Here is a 23,517-nt window from a genome sequence, read left to right as displayed (position 1 = left end):
AGGGGGAAATTTAATTGGAAACAATAAAAGTATCTAGATTAGTAAAGTCAGAAGATTTAAATCATCATGGTACTTTGTTTGCAGGAAGAATGGCAGAATGGTTTATAGAGTCATGTTTTATATGTGGTGCTAAAGCCACAGAAAAACCAGAAAATATTGTGTGCGTAAATGTTCATGGATTAACCTTTAAAACACCCGGTAATAAAGGAGATATTATAAATTTAGAATCTAGAATAGCTAAGGCAGGTAAATCGAGTTTTATGGTATATGGAAAAATAACTAAAAATAATTCTGAAGAAATATTATCTGATGGTTTTATTACCTTTGTCTTTGTTGACGAAAATGGTAAAACTATACCTCATAATATAGTCTTAAACGACCCTATAGACGAAGAAGATATGAAAATAAGAAAAAGAGCAGAAAGCTTACGATAAACAAGTGGGATTAATAAAGAGTAAATAGTGAAAGTAATAAAATGTAAATGATAATAATTATCATTTACATTTTATTACTAATATGCTATACTTAAATTGGCTTTAAATTATCGCGGCAAATATATTTATGGAGATGATAATTATAGCTAATATGAAAGGACCTAGATTTAAACAATCTAGAAGATTAGGATTAAATGTATGTGGCCATCCTAAAGCCATGAATAGAGCCAATAAAACGACTTCTAGAGCTGATAAAAAACTATCTAGTTATGGAATGCAGTTACTAGAAAAACAAAGACTAAGAGCCTATTATGGTGTAATGGAAAAGCAATTTGAAAAATACGTTAAAGAAGCAAAGAAGTCTAAAGAACAAACGGGTCATGTTTTGATTAAAACTTTAGAAATACGGTTAGATAATTTAGTTTATAGGTTAGGTTTTGCTTCTTCTATAAGGCAAGGAAGGCAAATGGTTGTTCACGGTCATATACTAGTAAATGGCAAAAAAATAGATATTCCTTCTTATAGAGTAAATGTAGGAGATGTTATTTCGTTAAAAGAGAAATCTAGAAATGTAGAAATATTTAGAGAAAACTTTCTTTCTAGTATATTAATAAAATATCCCTACTTGTATAAAGATGAAAATAACTTTTCTGGTACCCTAATACAATATCCTGAAAGAGACCAGATACCTATAGAAATTGATGATCAATTAGTCGTTGAATATTATTCAAGACTTATATAAAAAATTATGGCACAAAATTTTGTGCCATAATTTTTTTATTTACTCCGATTAAATACTTTCCTCATCTATTTCAATGTATTCCTCTAATTTATATTCAGCAGAATTATGATCATTAAAGTCTAGATTCATAAAGAATATAGTTATTAATACTGTAGAAATAGCTCCAATAATATCTACTATAATTTCAGTGATAATACTTAACTGACCAAAATAATAGGTCTGAAATTTAAATAAACAAAAACTAATTCCTCCTAAAATTAAGTTAAATAAAAATATAGTTCCAAATACCTTCCACCATCTTCCTGACACCATTTCCTTACTAAAATCTAAGGCTTCTTTTCCTCTTAAATCTTTTATTACAACTACTTGCAAACTAAAAATATAATAAATAGACCATATAATACCGGGTACAATAAGTAACAAAGTCATCCCTATTATTATCAATCCACTAAGTAATTCTGTTATTAGCACATCCCACCATTTAGATAGAGATTCTTTAAGAATATATCCTATGTTAATATCTTCATTGTGAAAATCAATTAGTCTTTCTTTTACTATAAAAATAATCCCTACATTTATAAATACTGTTATAATCCCGCTAATAATTGTAATAATATTTAGCGGACTATTCCTAGTCCTAAAACTATTAAAATTAATACCTAAATAATCCATAACTATATATAAGGGCAAATAAAGTAAAATTATAAGAAATATATGCTTAAAACATTTTTTATATATTTCCCAACTAGTACTAAATAATCCCATAAGTGTCAACTCTTCTTTGTCAATATCTTTATACATTTATTATACCTCCTCTAAATTTATCCCTATATATAATGATATTCCCTTAACACAAAAAGTTCCCAAATCTTTTTGATTTAGGAACTTTTATTTAATAATTTAGGTTTTTTAATTTTAAAATTACTTATCATTAATAAGGATAATATAGCCATCAGTATAATATTGTCATAAGGCGCTATTGCAAAGATATTGCCTTTTAGCTTATAGTTATAGTCCATAATATACTTTATAGTCATTATAGCTCCTGACATAGTTATAGGCAATCCTATAATATAGGTATCATCTTTTGTAACATTGAATCTAGCCAGCCTAAAGATTCCTGCTCCTATAAATATTAAAGATGTCACTATACCTATTGAACCTAAAAGGTTAATGCCCATATTCCATCCAATGATTACAGGAGCTAACCCAAAGGACACTAAATCGCATAAGGAATCTAATTGTTTACCAAAGTCACTAGTCATATTAAGCCTTCTAGCTACAAATCCATCCAACTTGTCTGTAATTGCAGCTAATAACACTAATATACAGGATACTCTTAACTCTTTTAAAGATCTATTATTGATAATTAAAATAGCTGTTGCCCCCAACATCATATTAGAATAAGTAATTAAAGTAGGTAATACATAGTATTTCTGGTACTTATTAGGTCTTGCCTCCAGCATATTTACCACCCTTTATAAAATTCACAATTAATCTATCTATGCTTAATACAATTAAACTAATCCAAAACTCAAACCAAAAAGTTATAAATCTAAATATAACAGAAATGGCGATACCTTGCTCTATTGGAACTCCTTTAATAGCTAGAAGACTAACCATAGTACTTTCAAAACTTCCTATACTTCCAGGTAATAAAGGTATCATCCCGACTATATATGTTAAGTAGGTTATTGCTGCTATTGAAATAAATCCAATCTTTATGTTAAATCCTTTTACCACTAAACCCATTTTAAAAGCAAATAATAGCCATATGAACATACCTAACAACATTTGATACAAGAATTTATCTTTCTTTATTAGCAACTTATTTAGTGCTAAATTATACTCTTTAAAAAATTTTTCTAATTTATTTTTAATTTTTATATTAAAAGGAAGTTTGCTCAATATTTTTTTAACAAAGTTAGGCTTAATGCATACTAATATTAAAGCTAATAGACTTAGAGTTAAAATAAGTACTCCTATAAAAAAAACATTAAAATAAACTTTATGTTGATTTTCCATATTAATAAAGAACCATACTAAGCTTATTACTGTTAGGAATAAGAAACTTAAAAGGCTAACAGTTTTTTGTAAACCAACTACTACCGCTGCTTCACTTAAGTTTAATTTTAATCTATTATGTATTTCATAAGCTCTTGCTAATTCTCCACCCATTTTAACTCCAGGCGTAATAGCATCAACAAAATTTCCTTTCATATTAACTCTGAATACATTTATAAAACTACACTCCTTATCTATCCACAAAATCATAAATTTCCATTGTATAGTTATTAATATAATCGTAAGGAGTTGTAAAATTAGTGCTAATAAAAACATTTCTATAGATATTGACTTAGTATATGTCCAGACAGCCTTCCAATCAGAGTATAGAACTATGAGTACTAATCCTATTCCCCCTAAAAGGTACAGTAGGTATTTCTTCATAAATAGTATCCTCCTTACCTTTTACCATGAGTAAGATTTCTTTCATCGTATTACATCTATTTTGCAAACAACAACCTTCAATAGAAGGTTTCCTTTGGCTAAGAAACTCATCAGATAAGTTCGAATAGAAACATTTTAAACTTTTTTTAGGTAACCGAACTACTATCCTAGTTCCTTCTGTAGATTTACTCCAAATATGCTCTACAACTCTTTCTTTTGGAGTAACTTGTAATGCTATGTGAATAACATTATAAGAGCCAACATCTATATCTTCACCTTTTGCTTCTGTGACATATATCTTATTTCCCAATCCCATCTTTCTTATTATATTTTTAGCATTATTCACTGCCTTTCTATCAATATCTATTACATGAACTTCTGCTCCAGTTAAGTTTGCTATCTGCAAGGCTGTACAAGGAATGGAACCTCCTCCAATACATAATACCTTATCCTTATTGGTCATTTCAGCTAACTTAACTTCATCCTTTACAATTTTTCTATAATAGTTTTCATACAATCCTATTAGAAAATTTGAATTTGAAATCTTTTTTTCCATCCACTTTGTCCAACTAGTTATCATAGTCTATCACCTTTTAAACTATAGCCAATATAAGTCTTCCAATTTGGTTAATTAACCCTGCAAACACAAAAGCAGAAACTGTCGTAGCAATTCCTATAGCAATTGCTGTCTTTAATGAAAATTCTTTAGCTAAAACAGCAAAGACGGATAAACATGGCAAATAGAATAATGCTACTACAGAGCCAACTAATAATTGTAAGGTATTTAAATTAAGCTCTAATAAGGGTAATACGGCTAATTCTCTTCTTATTATTCCTAATAATAAAGATAAACTAGCTTCTTTAGGCAATCCTAGCCAGCCTTCAACTAAAGGTCCAAGCCATATACTAAACTTATCTAAGATTCCAGTTTCTGCAACAATTGCTGCTAAAAGAATCCCCAACATCATAGGAACCTCTGCTTCCAATAAAAAATGTTTCATCCTAATCTTAAGTTTTTTCTTAAAAGCACTTTTATCAGGCATCAACAAATTTGGTATCTCTAATAACATTGGCTGACTTTTTCCTGGTATAACTCTATTCATTACTATTCCTACCATGACTATTACTAGAAAAGAAATTAAATACATTAATACTAATGCAGCAATAGAACGATCTCCTAACAGTGCTATAAATGCACCACTTTGAGAAGCACAAGGTATTGCAAAAGATACTAATGCCGCTACCATAAGTCTCTCTTTATAAGTAGTGGCAGCCCTAGTTCCTAAAATAGCAGGAACAGCACATCCATACCCCATCATAATAGGAATAATATTACCACCTTGTATACCTATTCGTTTAAGTAAGCCATCTGCTAGAACTCCCAGTCTAGGTAAATATCCGCTATCTTCTAAGAAAGAAAATACAATATAGAACAACAATACATAGGGAAGTATCAAAGCAAATGGCCACTCTATTCCAATTATCAATATTCCAAATTCTCCTACAAGTAAATTCCTTAGTAGTCCTGCTGGTACAATCATAGAAACTATAGTAGTAAACAAGGGAACAATAACTTTTTTAACAAGAGGCAAAAGCACCAAAGATCTTAATCCCTTACCACCGCCAACCACTACACCTAATGAGATAATTAAAACTAAAAAAGCAATAGGTATACCTGGCCAAGGTTGAATAGTCCAATTCTCCAGTTTTTCAATAAAAGTAGGCTCTTTTTCTACTTTAGATTGAACTTTGTCTACTATTTTATTTATCTTATTCCATCTATCTTTATCATCTAATTCAGGTTCTGGAGTTCTTGCTGTACCAGCTAGTTCTATAGATTTTTTCAATAAATCTTGTAACCCAATATTTTTAATAGCTACAGTAGAAATAACTGGTCCATCCAACTCTTTAGAAAGTTTTTCTGTATCAATTGTAATTCCTTGTCTTTCAGCAACATCCATTAAGTTTAAACAATATATAATAGGTATTGAATGTTCTTTTAACTTGAAAGCCAAATCCAAATTCCTATCTAAATGAGTTGCATCTAATACACAAATAACTGCATCTGCTCCTTCTTCTAATAATGCTACTGCCACTTCTTCTGCTTCAGAGCTAGCTTCTAAAGAATAGGTGCCGGGAACATCAATCATTACCCCTTCTCTATCTTTAAAATTAATTTCTCCCAGCGTATAATCAACAGTAGTACCCGTATAATTAGAACTTTCAACATGGACTCCCGTTAATTTAGAAAATATAACACTCTTACCTACATTTGGATTACCCATTAACAAGATTTTTATTTTATTATCTACTGCTACACTTTGATTACCACTGCCATGGCAGCTCATTTCTAGCTTCCCCCTTTAACAATAATATCTTTAGCCAATGATTTTGCTATAGCTATACTTCTATTACCAATCTTAACTACTATTGGTCCTCCTAAAGGCTGTTTACTCTGTACTTTTAAATTTATTCCTTCTCTTAGTCCTAATACTTTTAATAAATGTAGACTAGGTAACTCTTGAACTTCATAAGTACAGTGTCTTTTACAACTTGATAGCTCCATAATATCTCCCCCCTTAATATTTTTATTGATAATGGTTATCACTTCTATTATATAAGTATAGTATACTGGCAAAATTCTCCCTTTAGATATCTTGCGATTCATTTAAAAAATATACCTTCTTTTTAAAACAATTAAAAAAGTCCTAATTTTTTATAAAAAATTAGGACTTTTTATCTTTATATATTTTTATAGTCTGATTTATTATTTTTGAATTATTTCTTCAACTATTTTTTTAAACTCCTCTATATCGTTATCCTTACCTACTGAACCTACCTTTGGATCCATTAAAAGCTCACCATTTTTACCCACCATAAAAGCTGTCGGTGTTCCTGTTATATAATCCATTAGCTGGATAGCATATTCTTCATCAGCTATAACATTAGTAAACTTTAGATCCAATATTTCGATAACTTTTTTTACACCTTTATCTCCCATAGTCTCCACATCATCTAATGCTATCCCTACAACATTTACACCCTTATCTTTGTATTCATCATATATTACATTTAAAGCTTCCAATTCTTCCATACAGGGACCACAAGTACTTTGCCAAAAGCTAACAATAGTCATCTCATAATCATTAAATATTTCACTAGACACTTCATTGCCTTCTACGTCTTTTAAGTTAAATTCAGGCAATTTAACTTCAAGAACTTCTTCTGTATTTCCTTCATTTTCTATAACAAGGTCATCATTTTTAGACGTATCTAGATCTTCACTATTCTTTTTTGAAGTACAACCCGTTATAGCCAATGTCATAACTAAAATAGCTACCATTAAAAACCTTATATTTTTATTCATCTCTTCACCTCTTAAAATTTTAGCTTCTCTATTACTTTTTTAATATATTTTATATCTCCTTCTTTACCATAACTACCTGTTGACTTTTTAAGTATATTTCCATCCTTATCTACAAATAAAGTAGTAGGAGTATTTAATACTCCTTTAACAAAATCTTTATAAAATTTTTTATTTGGAATAACATTAATAAATTCTAATTGTAAATCTTCTATAGTCTTTAATGCTCTTTCCTTTTTAGAATTTATAACTATTCCTAAAATACTTCCATTGTTCTCTTCAATATAGGGTTCTAGTTCTTTTAATGCTGCTAACTCTTCTAAACATGCTCCACAAAAGGGAGACCATATATTTACTATGGTAAAGTCATATTCCTTGAATATTTTCTCCGTTATTTCATTGTCATAAACATCTTCTACTTTAAAAGCAGGTATTTTATCAATCTTATCTAACTTACTTTCTATAATCCCCTTTTTTTGTAACAACCTAAAAGAAAGGTAGATTATTAATAGAATAAGAATAATATCAATTACTCTGCTAATTATTTTTTTCAACCTTTATTCCTCCAGTTCCTTCTCCTTCTTTTAAACCAAATTTACTGGATATAGCCTTAGTAGGACACGCTTTTATACACTCACCACATCTTATACATTCGGGACTATTAGGCGTTTTATAAGTTTCCACAGATACAGGACAAGTTTTAGTACATTTGTTACACCTTATGCATTTTTCATTGGATACTTCTAATCTATAAAAAGATACTGGATTAAACAAACCGTATATGGCACCTAAAGGGCAAATAAATCTACAGAATGGTCTGGCTATCAATATAGATCCTACTATAGTTACTAGAAGTAAAAATACTTTCCATGAGAAAATTATACCTATTGCTTGTTTTAGAGATGGATTCATCAGTACTAATGGAATTCCTGCTTCTAAAGTACCTGCAGGACAAATATATTTACAGAAATAAGGATCCCCCATACCTAATTTGTTAACTATAAGCATTGGCATAAGTATTACAAATGAAATTAGTATTATATACTTTAAGTATTTCAAAGGATTTTTCCCACTTATTCTAATCTTTTTAGAAGGAATTTTATGGATTAGCTCCTGTATAAGTCCAAAAGGACAAAGCCATCCACATACTAAACGTCCCATTAAAGAGCCAAATAAAGCAATAGTTCCTAACACATAGTAAGATAAATAGTAATTAGCTGAACCTATAACAGCCTGTAGACTTCCTATAGGACAGGCACCTAGAGCTCCAGGACAAGAATAGCAATTAAGCCCAGGAACACAGAACTTTTTAAGTTTCCCTTTATATATAGTTCCATTTAAAAAACCACTTATATAACTATTAGTTCCAACAGCCGTTATAACTTGAACCAGTTTTCTATTTAATCTACCCAATTCCAACACACTCCAAACATATGTTAATAGCTTTAACGAGAACTGTGGCTATTTCTCCTCTAAGTTTTCCTACTATTAGAAATAAAAGGCTAAGGGTTAAAATACTGACCCTCAATATTTCTTTTTTCTTCATAAACATACCCCCCAACCCTATATTATAGTTTATTATATAATAAATTTGAACTCAATAAAAGAGTAGTTAATTTTTTGTCAAAATTTACAATAATAAAAAAGAGACAAAACAATTAAATATTTTGTCTCTTTTATCTTCTATAGCAGTTGAAATTGTTTATTTATTAACTTTTTCAATAAAATAAATAAGCAATAGCTAAATAAAATAAATATTAACACTAACAAACCATATATTAAATTAATTCCTATGTTATTTTTCACTAAGAAAATAACTAATAGTACTATTCCTCCTTCATAAAGAATACCTATTCCCATTCCAATCAATACATTAAGGTTTTGCTTCATAGCTACTTGAGGATTATCCCAATCAAGTAATGGTCTTAAAATATCTATGGTCATTCCAAGTTGAGTCATAGGAATACTACCTAATAAACCTAACAAACTAATCCAAAATATAGATGATAAACCAATATTAGTTATAAAAGACATGCTGACTAATAAAACCACCAAACCCATTAATTGAATAATCAATGAAGCCATAACTCTTCCATATATTTGATCTTCTACTTTTATAGGTAAGGTTCTTTGTATCCAGAAGTTTTTTCCTTCTCTAGAAAAAGTAGTACAACCAATAGAACTTAACATTCCTAAAGCAATTATTAATCCAATTCCAAATAAGGTAATTAAATAGGGTTTTCCTTCTAATATTAGCCTTATAGGCTCCATGGATTCTTCACCATTAACAAAAGTAGACATTACTAAAATAATAGGAACAATAATTACTCCTCCAATAGAATTTATTAAATAAATAGGAGTTCTAAAAAGCATCTTTATTTCTTTTAAAGCTATTGCAATGGAAGGATTAGCTTCCTTAGTAGATTTATTTAAATCTACTTTCCTGCTACCCTTACCTTTTGCAGCAGAAACCTCAATATTTCCTATTAATCCATCATAAAATAACTTTTCACTTAAAAATAACATTAAAATCAATCCACCTACTGCTATACCTATAAATAATAAAAGATATAAAAATCCTTTTATGCTGCTATAATTACTTAAGGCTAAAGATCCCCACATACTAGGTGGAAAAGCTAATCCTAACTTTTTTACCAGAAGATTTGAATCTCTTACTAAATCGAAGAAAAAGTTATCTCCTTTCATTAATGCTTTTTGAGCAATAGATTGAATCTTAAATTGAAAAAAGAATAAAATTATTAGAAATAAAACGGCTCCTACAATTCTAATTAAATCCTTTTTTCCTTTAACGTTTGTATATCTCATAAATATCATCACTAAAATAGAAGCTAAAACTAAAGGGAGTGCTGGTAAAGTAAGTGTTAATAACAAGGAGTAAATCCAATATACTATTCCCTCACTTCCCTTTATTCCATATATAATTATAAAAGGAAGTATGATTGGAAGAGATGTTAGATACTCACTAAACATTAAAGTTACAAATTTTGAACCTACTATATAACTAGGCTTGATTGGTAATGGAACTAATTGGTTTAAATCATTAGAAAAATAATACTTGGACATAACATATAAAAGACCAAATAAAAATACTAACATTTGTGAAGCTAGAAATCCATTTAATAAAAACATGGATTGCTGACCAATTTGTCTATATGCATCATATATTTTAACTAATCCACTTATTAACATAAAGTAAGTTGGAATAAGTGATAGAAAAGCAAAACCGATTAAAATCATCTGCCATCTATTCTTTTTATTTTTGAAACTATAAACGATGGAAGATAAGCCAAAGGTAATATTAAAGTCAGTTTTAATTAAAGAAATTACTTTTTCCATTATTCCGTCAACCCCAAGAATATATTTTCTAAAGACTCTCTTTCCTCTGCATGACTTCTCAATTCTTCCATAGTTCCCATAGCTATAATCTTACCTTTATTTATAATAGCAATTCTATCACATAATTTCTCTGCTACTTCTAAAACATGGGTAGAGAAAAATACAGTTTTTCCTTCATCACATCTTTTTCTCATTATCTCTTTTAACTGAAAGGCAGATTTAGGGTCTAGTCCTACCATAGGCTCATCAAGAATAAACAATTGAGGATCATGAATTAATGCAGAGGTTAAAACCAATTTTTGTTTCATTCCATGGGAATAACTGCCTATAATATCCCCTAAAGCCTCTTTTATATTGAACATTTCTGAATAATAGTTCATCTTTTCTTCTCTAACATTCTTAGGTACTCCATACATATCTGATATAAAATTTAAATATTCTATGCCCTTTAACTTATCATATATTTCAGGATTATCTGGAACATAACTAATCTTAGCTTTAGCTTCTAAAGAATTTTTCCAAACATCTATGTTATCAATAAACACTTGCCCAGTGTCAGGTTTTAGAAGACCTACTATCATTTTTATTGTAGTAGTCTTTCCAGCACCATTTGGTCCTAGAAAACCAAATATCTCTCCTGACTTTATGTCTAAATCTATATTATCTACAGCTTTTATTGTTCCTTTACTATAAGTTTTGGATATATTTTTTAATTTTAGCAAGTTTTTAACCTCCTTATTATATTTGTTATATATATAATATAACAAATAGGCTTATATATCAATATTTATTTTATTTTTCTATTAAGCTTAGGATAACTTCAAGTAAACTTTTCACAAAAAACTAGTAAAGTTGCTAATCTAACATGAAATATTTTAAAATACATTTATATAAAGTAAAAGACTTATTCACTAAGGAACAAGTCTTTATTATTCTATTATTAATCTTTCTTTTGACGGATATAACATTTCTTTCAGAGTCAACAAATCCTTATTATCCATTCTTAACCATTCATCTTCTTTATCTTTAGGAAGAATAACAGGCATTCTATGATGAATCCTTTTTATAGTGCCATTAGCTTCAGTAGTTATTATAGTAAAAGCTTCATATTCCTTTCCTTCCTTATCCTTGAATGTGTTATATAAACCAGCCATAGAAAATACCTTTTCATTTTCTATAAAAATTTTTCTCTTTACTTTTTTATCTCCTACCTTTTCCCACTCATAAAAGCTAGTAGCTGGAATAACACATCTCTTATATAAAAAAGGAATTTTGAAAGTAGGCTTACTATCTATCGTTTCACTTCTCCCATTGATTATAGGTCTTGTAACAAAACCAGGCATAAATCCCCACTTCATCAAAGATAATTCCCTTCCTTTGTTTTCTCTAACGATTAAAGTTAAATCGGTAGGAAAAACTTCTTCTTTCTGCAAAAAATTTTTTTCATTAATAATAGTGTGATATCTTTCTATTAAAAAATTTATATCTACCTCTAATGCATATCTTCCACACATTATTCTTCCTCCTATTCTCTAATTTCATATCCTTTTTCTATTAAAAATGTTTTTATCTTTTCTAAGTTTATCCCTTTCATACTTGCACCTTTCTTAACAGTCATAAACTTTCCTACAGTATTTATCATATTTGAATTTGCAATTTGATCAAAGCCTACTTCTTTTAATATCTCAATTATTTCTGGATTTTCTTTAAATAATTCATGAACAGTTTTATTTAAATCTATTACCTTCTTCATTTTATTCCTCCAACTATTTTATATTATTATATTACCCAATTTACAAAATTGCCAATAAACTATATACATAATTTAATATACACTTCCATACACCCATAATTTCCCATGATTTTTGTAATATAATTAATTATAGGGATATATAAAAATCTAAGTTCGATGCTTTTTCATGTTAAGATTAAAAAATATCTATAATGAAAAATGAATTTTGCCAAAGCTATAAAATAACTTTGGCAAAATTGTTGATTAAATCTTTATTTGACTTTTAGATCCATATATTTAGGTAATCCTTTTTTGATAAGTAAATTAGGCTCTCCCATAATTAAAGGAGATATATATTCTACTGCCTCTGGCGTTATATTATTACCCTCTGGTGTAATCCATTGTTTCGGAAAATATTTTATATTGTTTGCTACTTTAGAGGCTTCAACTTTATAGGTTTCAATTCTATAAGGATTATTTTGTAGTCTCCTAATCCCTACCATAAATCCTGTATATCCTTGAACAGAACATTTTAGAGCATCTTTACCTACCAAATATGCTTCTTCTATATCAGTCATAGATGCTAAATGCATAGCACAACGTTGGGTAACTCCAAGCTCTAAAGTTTTAACTCTTGAAGTTATTCTATTCTCTACAATTAGTCTTTCTAAATATTTTCCAACTCCTCCTAATTGAACGTGGGAAAATCCATCATGTATATTAGAATTAGCTGTATTAAACAAATATTCTCCAGTCTCATCTTTTAACCCCTCTGAAACTACAATATAAACTTTATTCTTCTTTTGAAATTTATCGTTTACTTCATTTAAAAACTGTTCTTTTGAAAATTTTCCCTCTGGCAAATATATGAAATCAACAACAGGTTGTCCATTTATTTCAGCAAGAACGGCACTAGCCGCTAGCCATCCTGCGCTTCTTCCCATGACCTCTAAAATAAAAATTCCATTATTAGAGTATACACTGGAATCTAAGTAAGTTTCCAATGTAGCTGTAGCAATGTATTTTGCAGCACTACCATAACCTGGAGTATGGTCAGTATAAAGTAGATCATTATCAATTGTCTTTGGGATTCCAATGATTTGCTTGTCAATTCCCTTTAGTTCAGCATATTTACTTAGCTTACTCACTGTATCCATTGAATCATTGCCACCAATATAGAAAAAAGTTTGAATATCTAATTCATCTAATATTTGAAAGAACTTTAAATACTCTTGATCACTTATAGTGAAATCCTTCATTCTATATCTGCAAGACCCTAATGCAGATGAAGGAGTATATTTTAATAATTCTAGATCCTCATCTGTTAACTCAGATAAATTAATAATTCTATTCTGTAAAATTCCTTCAATACCGTTAATACCTCCATAGACATTGTCATAATGTTTTATCTCTTTATTTCCTATTACAACGCCAACAACACTAGAGTTTATTACAGATGTAGGACCTCCAGATTGAGCAACTATACAATTTTTCATATCATCTCTCCTAAAATTGAATTAGAACCTTCAGCTAGAAATTTGGCTAGTTATAAATTAAAAGCTTTCTTTAATAATTATATATTTCTAAATAGCATGATTCAATTTTTTCAATATATCAATTATTTCCAAATCAATCTGGTAATAGTTTTACATTGATTAAGACTTAATTAAATTCTCATATTATCTTGTATCCTATCCAGTTTATTAACTATGTTAACTTTTTACTATATCATTATAGAAATATATTTATAAATTAGAAACTTTAAACTATGATATAATTTAACAAAAATACAAGGATGGTAGAAATCATGAATATAGATATGCTTTTGCAAAGATATGAACAGGAATTAGAGACACTAATATTTGATAAATTTAATAGCGAAACCGCACTATACATCGGTAATTACATAATAAATATTGCTAGAAATAATAGCTATACAATAGCTATTGATATAAGTAGATTCAATCATCAATTGTTTCATTTTTCCTTTGATGGAGCAACTCCTGACAAAGATTTATGGATTATCCGTAAAAGAAACGTTGTACAGCACTTTTTTACCAGCTCCATATATATAGCAACGAAGCTTACAAAGGATGATACAAATCTTTTTAATAAATATGGATTACCAAATGAGAAATACTCAGCTACTGGTGGATCAGTTCCTATTATTGTAAGAAACACAGGCATTATTGGTGCCATTACGGTAGCAGGTCTAACACCAGAAGAAGATCATGATTTAGTTGTAACAGCTATAAAAGAATACTTAAAAAAACAAAGGTAAAGGAGAGGAGTTAGTATGAATATAAGTTTTAATATTCCAACAAAATTATACTTTGGAGTAGGAAAAATAAAAGCATTAAATCATATTGCTAAATCATATGGTAAAAAATGTTTATTAATAACAACTGAAAATAAGCCTCCCCGTGGCAATCTTTATTCAGAAATAAAAGATATCCTAGTCAAAAATGATTTAGAGGTGATTCACTTCGATGAAGTAATTCCAAATCCTACTACGGAAATTATAGAAAAGGGAATTAAATTGGTTCAAAAAAATCATATAGATTTTATCATAACTGTCGGTGGAGGCTCTACTATAGATACCGGTAAAACTATTTGTCTACTTAATGAATTTGAAGAAATTGATTGGAGTTATATATTTAAAACCTATTGTAATCCACATGATAATTACATGCCTCTATCTAATAAATATATTCCACACATTGCTATACCTACTACTGCAGGTACAGGTTCAGAGGTGACACAAGCAGCAGTTATTTCTATGGAAAAGGAGAAATACACAATTTTCCACCCCTTAAATCATGCTGATACCGCTATTTTAGATCCAAATTTATTATTGACTTTACCTAAGACTCTAACTGCCTCAACTGGATTTGATGCTTTTGCTCATGCCTTTGAAAGCTATATAAATCCTCTAGCTTCTCCTTTTAGTGAATTGGCATCTATTGAAGCAATAAAATCTATAAAAAATTATTTAATAAAGTCAGTAAGAAATTTAGAAAATATTGAATACAGAAAACAATTACTATATGCCCAAACTTTAGCAGGCATTGCTTTATCAAATGCTGGTGCTGCTGCACCTCATCCACTAAGTGAAATTATCGGTGGTATCACAGATATTAATCACGGTGAAGCACTGGCTCTTATATTTCCAGAATTCCTACATCAACAGCATAATGTAAATATTATTAAATTTGCCAACGTTGCTAGAATATTTGATGAATCACTAGAAACAGTACCAGATGAAGAGGCTTCTGCTAAATTAAGTCATATTATTAAGCAGTTTCTTAAGGATATAAGGCTTTATTATAGATTTGATGATTACAATGTAAATGATGAACAATTTAATAGCATTATTAACTGTCCGATTTTAAATTTATTGCCATTTGGAAATAAAGAAGATTTACAAAAAATTATTCTAAATTCAAAAAACTTTAGATAGATAACAGTCTAATAACGCCCCTAATAACGGCTATAAATGATTGTTTTAAAAAATACTAGGTCATATAATTGACCTAGTATTTTGCAAATAATAATCAATAGTATAGTTATTTATACTATAATAAATTGATTAAAACTATCTTTAATAAAAAATAATAGAGGTGAGAAAATTATTTAATTTCTCTCACCTCTTGATTAAATATAGAAAAACCTAATTCTCATAAGTTGGTATGCTATTACTGAAGCTTAAAAGTTTTTTATTAAAAAGCTCTAATGTTATTATATTAATTCAAACCCAGCTGTAAAATGTCTTAAAGATGTAATTGGTCCTTCATATACAAGTTTCATTCCTTTATATTGATCCCTATTTTTATAAATTTCCCCAAGAGCATTTGCAATAACATCCATATGATTATTGGTATAAACTCTTCTAGAAATGGATATTCTCATAGTTTCTAATTCAGGCCATATAGGTTCACCTGTTTCCTTATCCTTGGACCCAAATGCACAAGCTCCTAATTCAACTGCACGAACCCCTGCTTCTTCATATAGTGCACATACAAGTCTTTGTGAAGGAAATTCATGTTGAGGAATGTGAGGGAAAAACCTTCTGCCATCTACATAAACTCCATGTCCTCCTGTTGGCTCAATGATTGGAATACCCTGTTCTTTTAGTCTATCTCCTAAATATTTTACTTGATTTATACGATATTCAAGGTATTGTTCATCACAAGCTTCTTGTAATCCAACAGCAAGTGCTTCCATATCTCTTCCTGACATACCACCATACGTTATGAATCCTTCATGGACTATAGCTAACTGATTAGCCATATTAAAAACATCTTTATTTCTTGTTACAAAAAGTCCACCTATGTTTACAAGTCCATCTTTCTTTGAACTCATTGTAGCTGTCTCACAATACGAGAACATTTCTTTGGTTATTTCCTTTATTGATTTATCTTTATAACCTTCTTCTCTCTGTTGAATGAAATATGCATTTTCTGCAAGTCTTGCACTATCTATTACTACTGGAATATTATATTTTCCTGCAAGTTCACTTACTTCTTTTATATTCTTCATTGAAACAGGTTGTCCCCCATTGTTATTACAAGTAACAGTTATAATAACAACGGATATATTTTCTGCACCTTTTTCATCTATTAACCTTTGCATTTTATTAATATCAATGTTTCCTTTGAAAGGATGAGCAGCACTGGCTGTATCTTTTCCTTCATCAATAACATAGTCAACTGCTAAGGCACCTAAAACTTCTGCATTTCCTCTAAATGTATCAAAATGCATATTTCCAATAGCATATTTACCTTCTTTTGCATAAATTTTTGCCATAATATAATCTGCCGCTCTTCCTTGATGAGTCGGTTGTACATAAGGCATTCCAAAAATATCTTGAACAGACTCTTCTAGTTTATAAAAACTCTTACATCCTGCATAGGATTCATCTCCTAGCATTAATACTGACCACTGATTACAACTCATAGCTGATGTTCCACTATCTGTTAAACAGTCAATATAAACATTTTCTGCTTTAAGCTTAAAAGCATTATAACTAGCTTCTTTAAGCCATTCTTGTCTTTGCTCCTTTGTAGTTTTTTTAATTGGTTCAACCATTTTTATTCTAAATGGTTCTGCTGTCATAAATTTCATAAATATTCTCCTTTCAAAACAGTATTAATATATATTTAAAATAATTGTTTCACCTTGCTTTACTTCTCCAAGTTTTGATAATCTAATATTTTTTCCATTTAAATTAGTAATGATAACTGCTGTAGTCAAAGATGGTACTTTATTCTTTATACTATCAGTATCAATATCAAGTAATAAATCTCCTGCATCTATCTTATCTCCTATATTCACATAGAGATTGAAACCTTCTCCGTTAAGATTTACAGTATCAATTCCAAAATGTATCAATATCTCATAACCATTATCTTCTCTGATTCCAATGGCATGCTTCGTAGGAAAAATTGAAACTATCTCTCCTTTTATAGGGGAATATACTTTACCTATAGTAGGCTCTATACAAAAACCATCTCCTATCATCTTTTGTGAAAAAACGGGATCAGGCATCTCAGTAATCGGTTTTAGAGTTCCAGTTAAAGGTACTATCCAAGATAACTCTTCTTTTTTATTAAAAAACTTTTTAAGCATTCATTAGTCACCCCCTTAAATATTGTTAGCGTGAAATTTTTTATAATATTCTGATAAGTACAAGTTTATTTAATGCTAAAATTTAAATACATTGAATGGTTATCTATTGAACACTTCGATAGAAACCTTTATTTTTAATCTTCTATATAATAGTTTATTATGAATAGTAATTTATTGCAGAAAAAAGTTTCACCACAAAATTGTGGCAGTCAGTTAACAATTAAACTTATATATAAAGAAGCTAGAAGAAATAAATATTTCTTCTAGCTTCTTTATTTTCAATTATTTTAAATCATATTTTATAGCCGCAGCATCTATAGCTTCTCTACAAGCCTTTACTCCTGCAGCAATACCTTCTGGATATTTAAATATAGCTGATGAAAGAACTACTACATCAGGATTACATGCAATTAACTGTTCCATATTATTATGTCTCATACCACCATCTATTGCTAACTCACATTTTGGATTCTTTTCATTAATTAATTTCCTAGCTCTTTTTATTAAGTCAAGAGAGCTTTTACGCCATCCCCAATTATCTTTACCATCAGTTTCATCTACACCATGAATAACTAAATGTAGTCTATCAATATCGTAGATAGATTCTTCCACAAAAGATAAAGGTGTATAGCAGCCTATTGTTAGCCCTATTCTCATTCCAAACTCACGACAATAATTTATAATATAGGCTAAGGGTGCACCAATAAAATTTTCTGCCGGTAAAATTAACATATCAGTTCCTACATCTGCAAGTTTCTCAATAAACAATCTATCACAAGTTTCTGTATAAAAATGGCATTCAATCATTTTATCTGTAACTGGTCTAATACCATCTATTATTTGATGTCCGCCCATCAATTGTAGATTTTTTAAATCATGCATATCTGCAGCATCAGAATGGATATAATCCGCACCAGCATCTACAGCTTCTTTTACTACTCCTGCAATATTTCCATAATTAACATGAGCTAATCCAGCCGCAATTTTTATATGCTTCATAAAATCACTCCTTCTTTTTTTATACATCTTTAGTTTATCATAATAACTATTTTTCTGGTGTAAATCTATTTGCCACTAGTTATGGAACTTTTTTAACCTCTTATCGTTTTCTGTCTCGTATACATCCCTAAGTATTTTAGTAAATTTCTGCATATTTTCATATACCAATATAGTTGGCAACACTACTATATTATTATCTAATTCTTTTTCTAGTTTTTGCGTTGTAATAATTAAATCAATTTCACATTGGTTAATGTCATCAATCATAGAAATTGGTATTACTTTTTGTATAGCAATCTGATTGAAATTATTTTTTAGAATTTCTATCATGAGTTTAACCTCGCTATAATTGGAGTGATAGACTACATAAGTCAAAAGAGGCTTTTTACTTCGTTCTATGGCAGCGGCAATATGCAAAGCAATATAACCTATCTCTTCTATTGGAATCTCATAATTATAATAATCTTCAAAAATAGGTTTACTCTTTAAAGCAATTTCAAATGAATCAGGATAGTTATTTCTAATTTCATCAACTAAATTGTTCTGAAAATCTAAACCATATTTAATTTTATTTGTAACAGATTTTAGATGATGAATCAGACCATTATAAAAAGTAGTTTCTTCAGAAATATAATAGCTCTCTTTTGCTAACTCAATAATTTCTTGAGCAACAATTTTATTTATGGTCAGCATTTCTTCATTTATGTTCCAATCTACATCATCAAAATGGGTTTTAGCTACAATAGTAATACCAAATAAATATCCTACTTCTTCCATAGGAATCTCTATATTAAATTCTTCTTCAATTTTTTTTATGATTTCAATCATCTTTTCATATTTTTTAAATTCTTTAAGATTCTTTAAAGTAGACTCCTTCATATCCACAAATTTACCATCTATCATTCTAGAAAAGGCTATAGAGTATTTAATAGCCAATGTTGTAAAATCAGCAGGTGTAAACTTAATATTAAACTCATCTTCAAGAATCAAAATAATATTCTTTACTTTTTCGTAATCTACTCCTAATATATCTTCTTTTTGATAATAGGAGAAAAAATTAATTGAGGCATAATTAAGATCATCACAATTATTTACTTTCTCGATCATATCAAAAACTTCATCATAATCCTTGCTTAAAAGGAAAAGATCAAACATGGCTTTTCTTATTCTTTTCTCTCCAGCTTCAAGGGTAAAACCTTTATTCTTATCATATAGAAGGTTTATATCTCTTTCTTCTAACCACTTTTTCACATTTTCTAAATCCTTATAAACTGAAGGTCTACTAATGAAAAGCTCATTTTGCAAACTACCAGTTGTTATCTTTTTATTATCAGCCAACAATTGATTAAGTATATATAACTGTCTATCACTAGATGTATATTGTTTGCTTACTTGTTTATAGGACTTTATATTAGAAATCATCTTAAGTTTTGCTTTTTCATCGCCTTCAATATAAATACCAACGCCTGTTTTTTTAATAAGTCTTAAATCATTTTCAGATAATATCTTTTCTACTTTCTTCAAATCGTTTCTAACAGTTTTATTTGAAACATCTAGTTTATCAGCCACATATCCTACCGTTTTAATATCATTATCATTAATTAAAATCTTTATAATTTCTAAAATTCTGATGTTCATAGTATCACCCCTTATAATCTAGTGGTAGTAAAGCCTTTAAAATTCTTAGAAACAAGGATTTAAGCTAATATTAACTAGAGATTTACTTATTTAGTATAATATTAGGTCAGTAATTTTATAACCTCACTATATATGAGAAGTGCCTTCATAAGATTTTCTATATTAATACACTCATTTGGTCTATGAGAGTTAGTTGTATCTAAAGGAAAAGTAGGTCCAAAAGCAACAGCTTGTTTCAATGCTCTTGCATAACTTGCTGCTCCTTTTGAAAATAGCTGAGGTATGTCTCCAGTAACAGCTTTATAAGCTGTTTTTAAGGCAATTATTAATTGACTATCTGGTGATACGTAAAGTAAAGGCATCTCTTTTATAACCACCAATTCCAATTTATTTTCATTACCTATTTCTTTGAGTATATTAACTATTTTATCGTGGTCTACACCTTTAGGATATCTATAGTCAAAGGAAATTACATAATTATCTTCTTCCAATAACAGGTAAGAAAGATTGCTTGTAGTACATCCTGTTTCCTCATCCTCATAAAACAATCCAAGCTTTTCCCCATATAAAGAATCAACAAAATATTTGTCCAAGAATTTAATTAACTTTTTAGAACGAGTATCTAATTTTTCTATTATCTTGAAATCTTTTACAAATTTAAAAATCGCATTTTCTCCTTTGTTAGGATTTCTACCCCTAGCTGATATACCTTCATAGATGAATATTACCATATTATTATCGTAATCAATTTTGGTATTAGAGGAAAAACACAAGCAAGCTAACTTCTCTGGAAATTGAGTTTGAACATTCACAATAAGATAATCACATACTTTGGTGATATCTTTACTTGACTTAATTGAAACAATGTTAAAGAGCCCATCGTTAGCTGATCTTTCTTTACTATTATAACAATAATATCCTATTCCCTTTTCACAATTAATAATTGGGAAATCTCCATCTGGTGAAAATCCATAGATTGGCATCTCATTATGATTAAAATAATATGTCATACATTCCCAAGTAGTTTCTTCTGCTCCTCCAATAATCAGTCTTATTCTTTTTCTAGGATGATAGTTTAATTCTTTTAAAACCTTTAATAGATATAAACAGCCAATCATAGGTCCTTTATTGTCATTTACACCTCGCCCGTACCAAAATCCATTTATTTCAACTAGATCAAAAGGATTATGATTCCACTTTTCTATATCCCCAACCTCAACAATATCTAAATGACCTAATATACCTAAAATTTCTGATCCTTCTCCATATTCAATATGCATTGCATAACCATTAAAATCTTCTACAATAAATCCTTCTCTTTCTGCAAACTCAATCATCTTATCAAAACATTTTCTAATACCTATACCAAAAGGAGCATTGTCTTGCTTCGTTGTTAAATCTCTTTCTGAATTAATAGCAATTAATTGACTAAGATCTCTTTTAATATCATCTTTATAAAATTGCAACCGTTCCTTTATAATATCAACTGTCACTAATCTCACCTCGTAATAAAAGTAAAATTTTATATAAACACATAAGAGGCTTCTAAAAAGAATGCCTCCTATCATTACTTTAATTAATATTTAATATGTCTTTAACAGCTGTAGCTATAGAAATTACTCTTGGTCCGTATATAATTTGAAATGCTTTATTGTTTCTTACAACTCCCTGAGCCTCTAAGTCCTCAATCCAAATTGAATTTTCCGAAACCAAAGATTCATCTTTAACCGTAACTCTTAAACGAGTTGCACAGTTACCTACACTTTCAATATTATCACTTCCACCAAGATGTTCGATAATACTGTATGCTAGGTTGCTGGATTTTTCTTTATTATCAGATTGCTTTTCTTTGTAATCACTTTTAGAATATAATTTAATGTTTCCACTATTATCCTTTCTACCTGGAGTAAGGATGTTAAATTTAAGAATTGCCCATTTAAATAAGAAAAAGTAAATTAAAAAATAAGCTGGTATTAATAATATTAACGACATAGCATGTACTTTATGCAATTGGAATAAATTTGGTATCATGAAAAACAATGCGTGTCCATTAATAGAAACTTTTGTAATTTCAGTTAATACATATGCCAGTCCTGATAAAGGTACATGAATTAAATAGTATAGTAATGGGTTTACAAATAAAAATGTATATTCTATAGGCTCAGTAATACCAACAAATATTGCAGTCAATGCTGCTGGAATAACAATAGAAGCTACTCTTTTTCGATTTTCTGGTTTAGCCGTTGCATAAATTGCTGCTGCTGCTCCTGGAAGTCCACCAAATTGGAATAAGATCCTTCCTGTTGTAAAATTACGAACTATATAACCAGTTGCTTCTAATGAACCAGCCTGTCCAATAATAATATTCCTTACCCCTTCATATAAAATACCTCCAATTTCCATTACTCCACCAACACGTGTATATTCAATAGGAAAAGCTATTAAGTGGTGAATTCCAAATGGCAATAATGCTTTATCTGCCGCACCAAAAATAAATGTTCCAAACAATCCTGAAGTTGTAATTAATTTAGTAATACTTTGCAATCCAGTAGCAATTACTGGCCAAACATAATAGGTCGCAATCCCTAAAGGAATAGAAAACAAAGTAATTATTATAATTACATATCTAGGGCCACTAAAAAATGAAAATACATTTGGAAGCTCTTTATTATACCATTTATTATGAATAGCTGAGGTAACAATACCTGTTAATATTCCGCTAAAAATACCCATATCAAAAGTAAAAACTCCAGCAATATCCTTCCACAATGAATTATAGTTTTGAGCCTTTTCCATTGTCCATCCTAAATTATTAACTAAATGATCAATTGTTGTTGTGTCTGCATTCCAACCATGAGCACCTGCATAAGTACTAATTACAGTATTAAAACACATAAACATTACAAGTCCACCAAAGGCAGCCCAACCTTTTTCTTTCTTTGCCAATGCAAAGGAAATACCAACTGCAAACCAAAATGGCAAGTATCTCATAATCATAAAACCTATACTAGCAATAACAGAAAACAATGTGTGTAAAAATGTACCTTCCGCTAAAATATAACTTGTAAATGAACTAGCAATACTTACATAAAAACCAACTAAAACAAGTAATATGATGGGTACCATCATAGCCCCTGCAAATGACTGTAACTTTTCTTTCATAATAGTATCACTC

General features: G+C 29.3%; 25 protein-coding genes. 4 read left to right on the top strand and 21 right to left on the bottom strand.

Going from position 1 to position 23,517, the window contains the following annotated elements:
• The first annotated feature begins 14 nt into the window (after positions 1 to 14).
• Positions 15 to 434 (top strand): acyl-CoA thioesterase, encoded by a 420-nt coding sequence (locus KQI42_RS13240; RefSeq protein WP_216520555.1) that lies wholly within the window; start codon positions 15 to 17, stop codon positions 432 to 434.
• 142 nt (positions 435 to 576) lie between these two features.
• Positions 577 to 1,176, top strand: coding sequence for a 30S ribosomal protein S4 (gene rpsD, locus KQI42_RS13235; RefSeq protein ID WP_216520735.1), 600 nt, complete (start codon positions 577 to 579; stop codon positions 1,174 to 1,176).
• Positions 1,177 to 1,224: 48 nt separating this feature from the next.
• Here rpsD and KQI42_RS13230 read toward each other — a convergent pair whose 3' ends face one another.
• The 15 genes from KQI42_RS13230 to KQI42_RS13160 all read right to left on the bottom strand — a co-directional run bounded on the left by KQI42_RS13230 (position 1,225) and on the right by KQI42_RS13160 (position 13,573).
• Complete coding sequence (locus KQI42_RS13230) at positions 1,225 to 1,977, bottom strand: hypothetical protein (RefSeq protein WP_216520554.1); 753 nt, start codon at positions 1,975 to 1,977, stop codon at positions 1,225 to 1,227.
• A gap of 77 nt (positions 1,978 to 2,054) precedes the next feature.
• Positions 2,055 to 2,642, bottom strand: coding sequence for a CDP-diacylglycerol--serine O-phosphatidyltransferase (pssA, locus tag KQI42_RS13225; RefSeq protein ID WP_216520553.1), 588 nt, complete (start codon positions 2,640 to 2,642; stop codon positions 2,055 to 2,057).
• Positions 2,623 to 3,624, bottom strand: a complete 1,002-nt coding sequence (locus KQI42_RS13220; protein ID WP_216520549.1) for a lysylphosphatidylglycerol synthase transmembrane domain-containing protein — start codon at positions 3,622 to 3,624, stop codon at positions 2,623 to 2,625. The genes pssA and KQI42_RS13220 overlap by 20 nt, the downstream gene beginning before the upstream one ends.
• Positions 3,560 to 4,204, bottom strand: coding sequence for a nicotianamine synthase family protein (locus KQI42_RS13215; RefSeq protein WP_216520548.1), 645 nt, complete (start codon positions 4,202 to 4,204; stop codon positions 3,560 to 3,562). The genes KQI42_RS13220 and KQI42_RS13215 overlap by 65 nt, the downstream gene beginning before the upstream one ends.
• A gap of 13 nt (positions 4,205 to 4,217) precedes the next feature.
• Entirely contained in the window at positions 4,218 to 5,972 is a 1,755-nt protein-coding gene (locus KQI42_RS13210; RefSeq protein WP_216520547.1) for a ferrous iron transporter B, read from the bottom strand.
• A 2-nt stretch (positions 5,973 to 5,974) separates the two neighbouring features.
• Positions 5,975 to 6,190: a FeoA family protein gene (locus KQI42_RS13205; RefSeq protein WP_216520545.1), complete on the bottom strand. Its 216-nt coding sequence runs from the start codon at positions 6,188 to 6,190 to the stop codon at positions 5,975 to 5,977.
• Between the two features lie 201 nt (positions 6,191 to 6,391).
• Entirely contained in the window at positions 6,392 to 6,991 is a 600-nt protein-coding gene (locus tag KQI42_RS13200; RefSeq protein ID WP_216520543.1) for a peroxiredoxin family protein, read from the bottom strand.
• Positions 6,992 to 7,002: 11 nt separating this feature from the next.
• Positions 7,003 to 7,542 carry a TlpA family protein disulfide reductase gene (locus tag KQI42_RS13195; RefSeq protein WP_216520538.1) on the bottom strand — a complete coding sequence of 180 codons (540 nt, stop codon included), beginning with the start codon at positions 7,540 to 7,542 and terminating at the stop codon, positions 7,003 to 7,005.
• Positions 7,526 to 8,410 (bottom strand): 4Fe-4S binding protein, encoded by an 885-nt coding sequence (locus KQI42_RS13190; protein ID WP_216520535.1) that lies wholly within the window; start codon positions 8,408 to 8,410, stop codon positions 7,526 to 7,528. Before KQI42_RS13190 ends, KQI42_RS13195 begins: the two co-directional genes overlap by 17 nt.
• The gene (locus tag KQI42_RS13185; protein ID WP_246566556.1) at positions 8,394 to 8,534 is read right to left on the bottom strand and encodes a CD1871A family CXXC motif-containing protein; all 141 of its coding nucleotides are present in this window, start codon (positions 8,532 to 8,534) and stop codon (positions 8,394 to 8,396) included. Before KQI42_RS13185 ends, KQI42_RS13190 begins: the two co-directional genes overlap by 17 nt.
• A gap of 137 nt (positions 8,535 to 8,671) precedes the next feature.
• On the bottom strand, positions 8,672 to 10,345 hold the full coding sequence (locus KQI42_RS13180) for a putative ABC transporter permease subunit (protein ID WP_216520530.1): 1,674 nt from the start codon (positions 10,343 to 10,345) through the stop codon (positions 8,672 to 8,674).
• On the bottom strand, positions 10,345 to 11,067 hold the full coding sequence (locus KQI42_RS13175; RefSeq protein WP_216520527.1) for an ABC transporter ATP-binding protein: 723 nt from the start codon (positions 11,065 to 11,067) through the stop codon (positions 10,345 to 10,347). Before KQI42_RS13175 ends, KQI42_RS13180 begins: the two co-directional genes overlap by 1 nt.
• A gap of 207 nt (positions 11,068 to 11,274) precedes the next feature.
• Positions 11,275 to 11,859, bottom strand: coding sequence for an SOS response-associated peptidase (locus KQI42_RS13170; protein ID WP_216520525.1), 585 nt, complete (start codon positions 11,857 to 11,859; stop codon positions 11,275 to 11,277).
• An 11-nt stretch (positions 11,860 to 11,870) separates the two neighbouring features.
• A complete protein-coding gene (locus KQI42_RS13165) occupies positions 11,871 to 12,098 on the bottom strand; it encodes a DUF1858 domain-containing protein (RefSeq protein WP_216520523.1) in 228 nt (75 codons plus the stop codon).
• A 251-nt stretch (positions 12,099 to 12,349) separates the two neighbouring features.
• Positions 12,350 to 13,573: a 6-phosphofructokinase gene (locus KQI42_RS13160; RefSeq protein WP_216520518.1), complete on the bottom strand. Its 1,224-nt coding sequence runs from the start codon at positions 13,571 to 13,573 to the stop codon at positions 12,350 to 12,352.
• Positions 13,574 to 13,884: 311 nt separating this feature from the next.
• On the opposite strand from KQI42_RS13160, the gene KQI42_RS13155 reads away from it, so the two are divergent.
• Together KQI42_RS13155 and KQI42_RS13150 are read left to right on the top strand one after the other, a co-directional pair.
• Positions 13,885 to 14,358: a heme-degrading domain-containing protein gene (locus KQI42_RS13155; protein WP_216520516.1), complete on the top strand. Its 474-nt coding sequence runs from the start codon at positions 13,885 to 13,887 to the stop codon at positions 14,356 to 14,358.
• A 15-nt stretch (positions 14,359 to 14,373) separates the two neighbouring features.
• Complete coding sequence (locus KQI42_RS13150; protein ID WP_216520514.1) at positions 14,374 to 15,537, top strand: iron-containing alcohol dehydrogenase; 1,164 nt, start codon at positions 14,374 to 14,376, stop codon at positions 15,535 to 15,537.
• A gap of 278 nt (positions 15,538 to 15,815) precedes the next feature.
• On the opposite strand, the gene KQI42_RS13145 is transcribed toward KQI42_RS13150, so the two are convergent.
• The 6 genes from KQI42_RS13145 to KQI42_RS13120 all read right to left on the bottom strand — a co-directional run bounded on the left by KQI42_RS13145 (position 15,816) and on the right by KQI42_RS13120 (position 23,504).
• Positions 15,816 to 17,201 carry a tryptophanase gene (locus KQI42_RS13145; RefSeq protein WP_216520512.1) on the bottom strand — a complete coding sequence of 462 codons (1,386 nt, stop codon included), beginning with the start codon at positions 17,199 to 17,201 and terminating at the stop codon, positions 15,816 to 15,818.
• Between the two features lie 24 nt (positions 17,202 to 17,225).
• The gene (locus KQI42_RS13140) at positions 17,226 to 17,705 is read right to left on the bottom strand and encodes a PTS sugar transporter subunit IIA (protein ID WP_216520510.1); all 480 of its coding nucleotides are present in this window, start codon (positions 17,703 to 17,705) and stop codon (positions 17,226 to 17,228) included.
• 282 nt (positions 17,706 to 17,987) lie between these two features.
• Positions 17,988 to 18,704, bottom strand: coding sequence for a ribulose-phosphate 3-epimerase (locus tag KQI42_RS13135; RefSeq protein ID WP_216520508.1), 717 nt, complete (start codon positions 18,702 to 18,704; stop codon positions 17,988 to 17,990).
• A gap of 75 nt (positions 18,705 to 18,779) precedes the next feature.
• Positions 18,780 to 20,342 (bottom strand): BglG family transcription antiterminator, encoded by a 1,563-nt coding sequence (locus KQI42_RS13130; protein ID WP_216520506.1) that lies wholly within the window; start codon positions 20,340 to 20,342, stop codon positions 18,780 to 18,782.
• 101 nt (positions 20,343 to 20,443) lie between these two features.
• Positions 20,444 to 21,835, bottom strand: a complete 1,392-nt coding sequence (locus tag KQI42_RS13125) for a Sapep family Mn(2+)-dependent dipeptidase (protein WP_216520505.1) — start codon at positions 21,833 to 21,835, stop codon at positions 20,444 to 20,446.
• A 79-nt stretch (positions 21,836 to 21,914) separates the two neighbouring features.
• Entirely contained in the window at positions 21,915 to 23,504 is a 1,590-nt protein-coding gene (locus KQI42_RS13120) for a PTS transporter subunit EIIC (protein ID WP_216520503.1), read from the bottom strand.
• Between the last annotated feature and the right edge of the window lie 13 nt (positions 23,505 to 23,517).

Origin of the sequence: Tissierella simiarum (assembly GCF_018917865.1) — a bacterium.
GTDB classification, from domain to species: domain Bacteria; phylum Bacillota; class Clostridia; order Tissierellales; family Tissierellaceae; genus Tissierella_C; species Tissierella_C simiarum.
The sequence above is the reverse complement of the archived record's forward strand: the minus strand, read 5'-3'. Positions and strand labels throughout refer to the sequence as shown.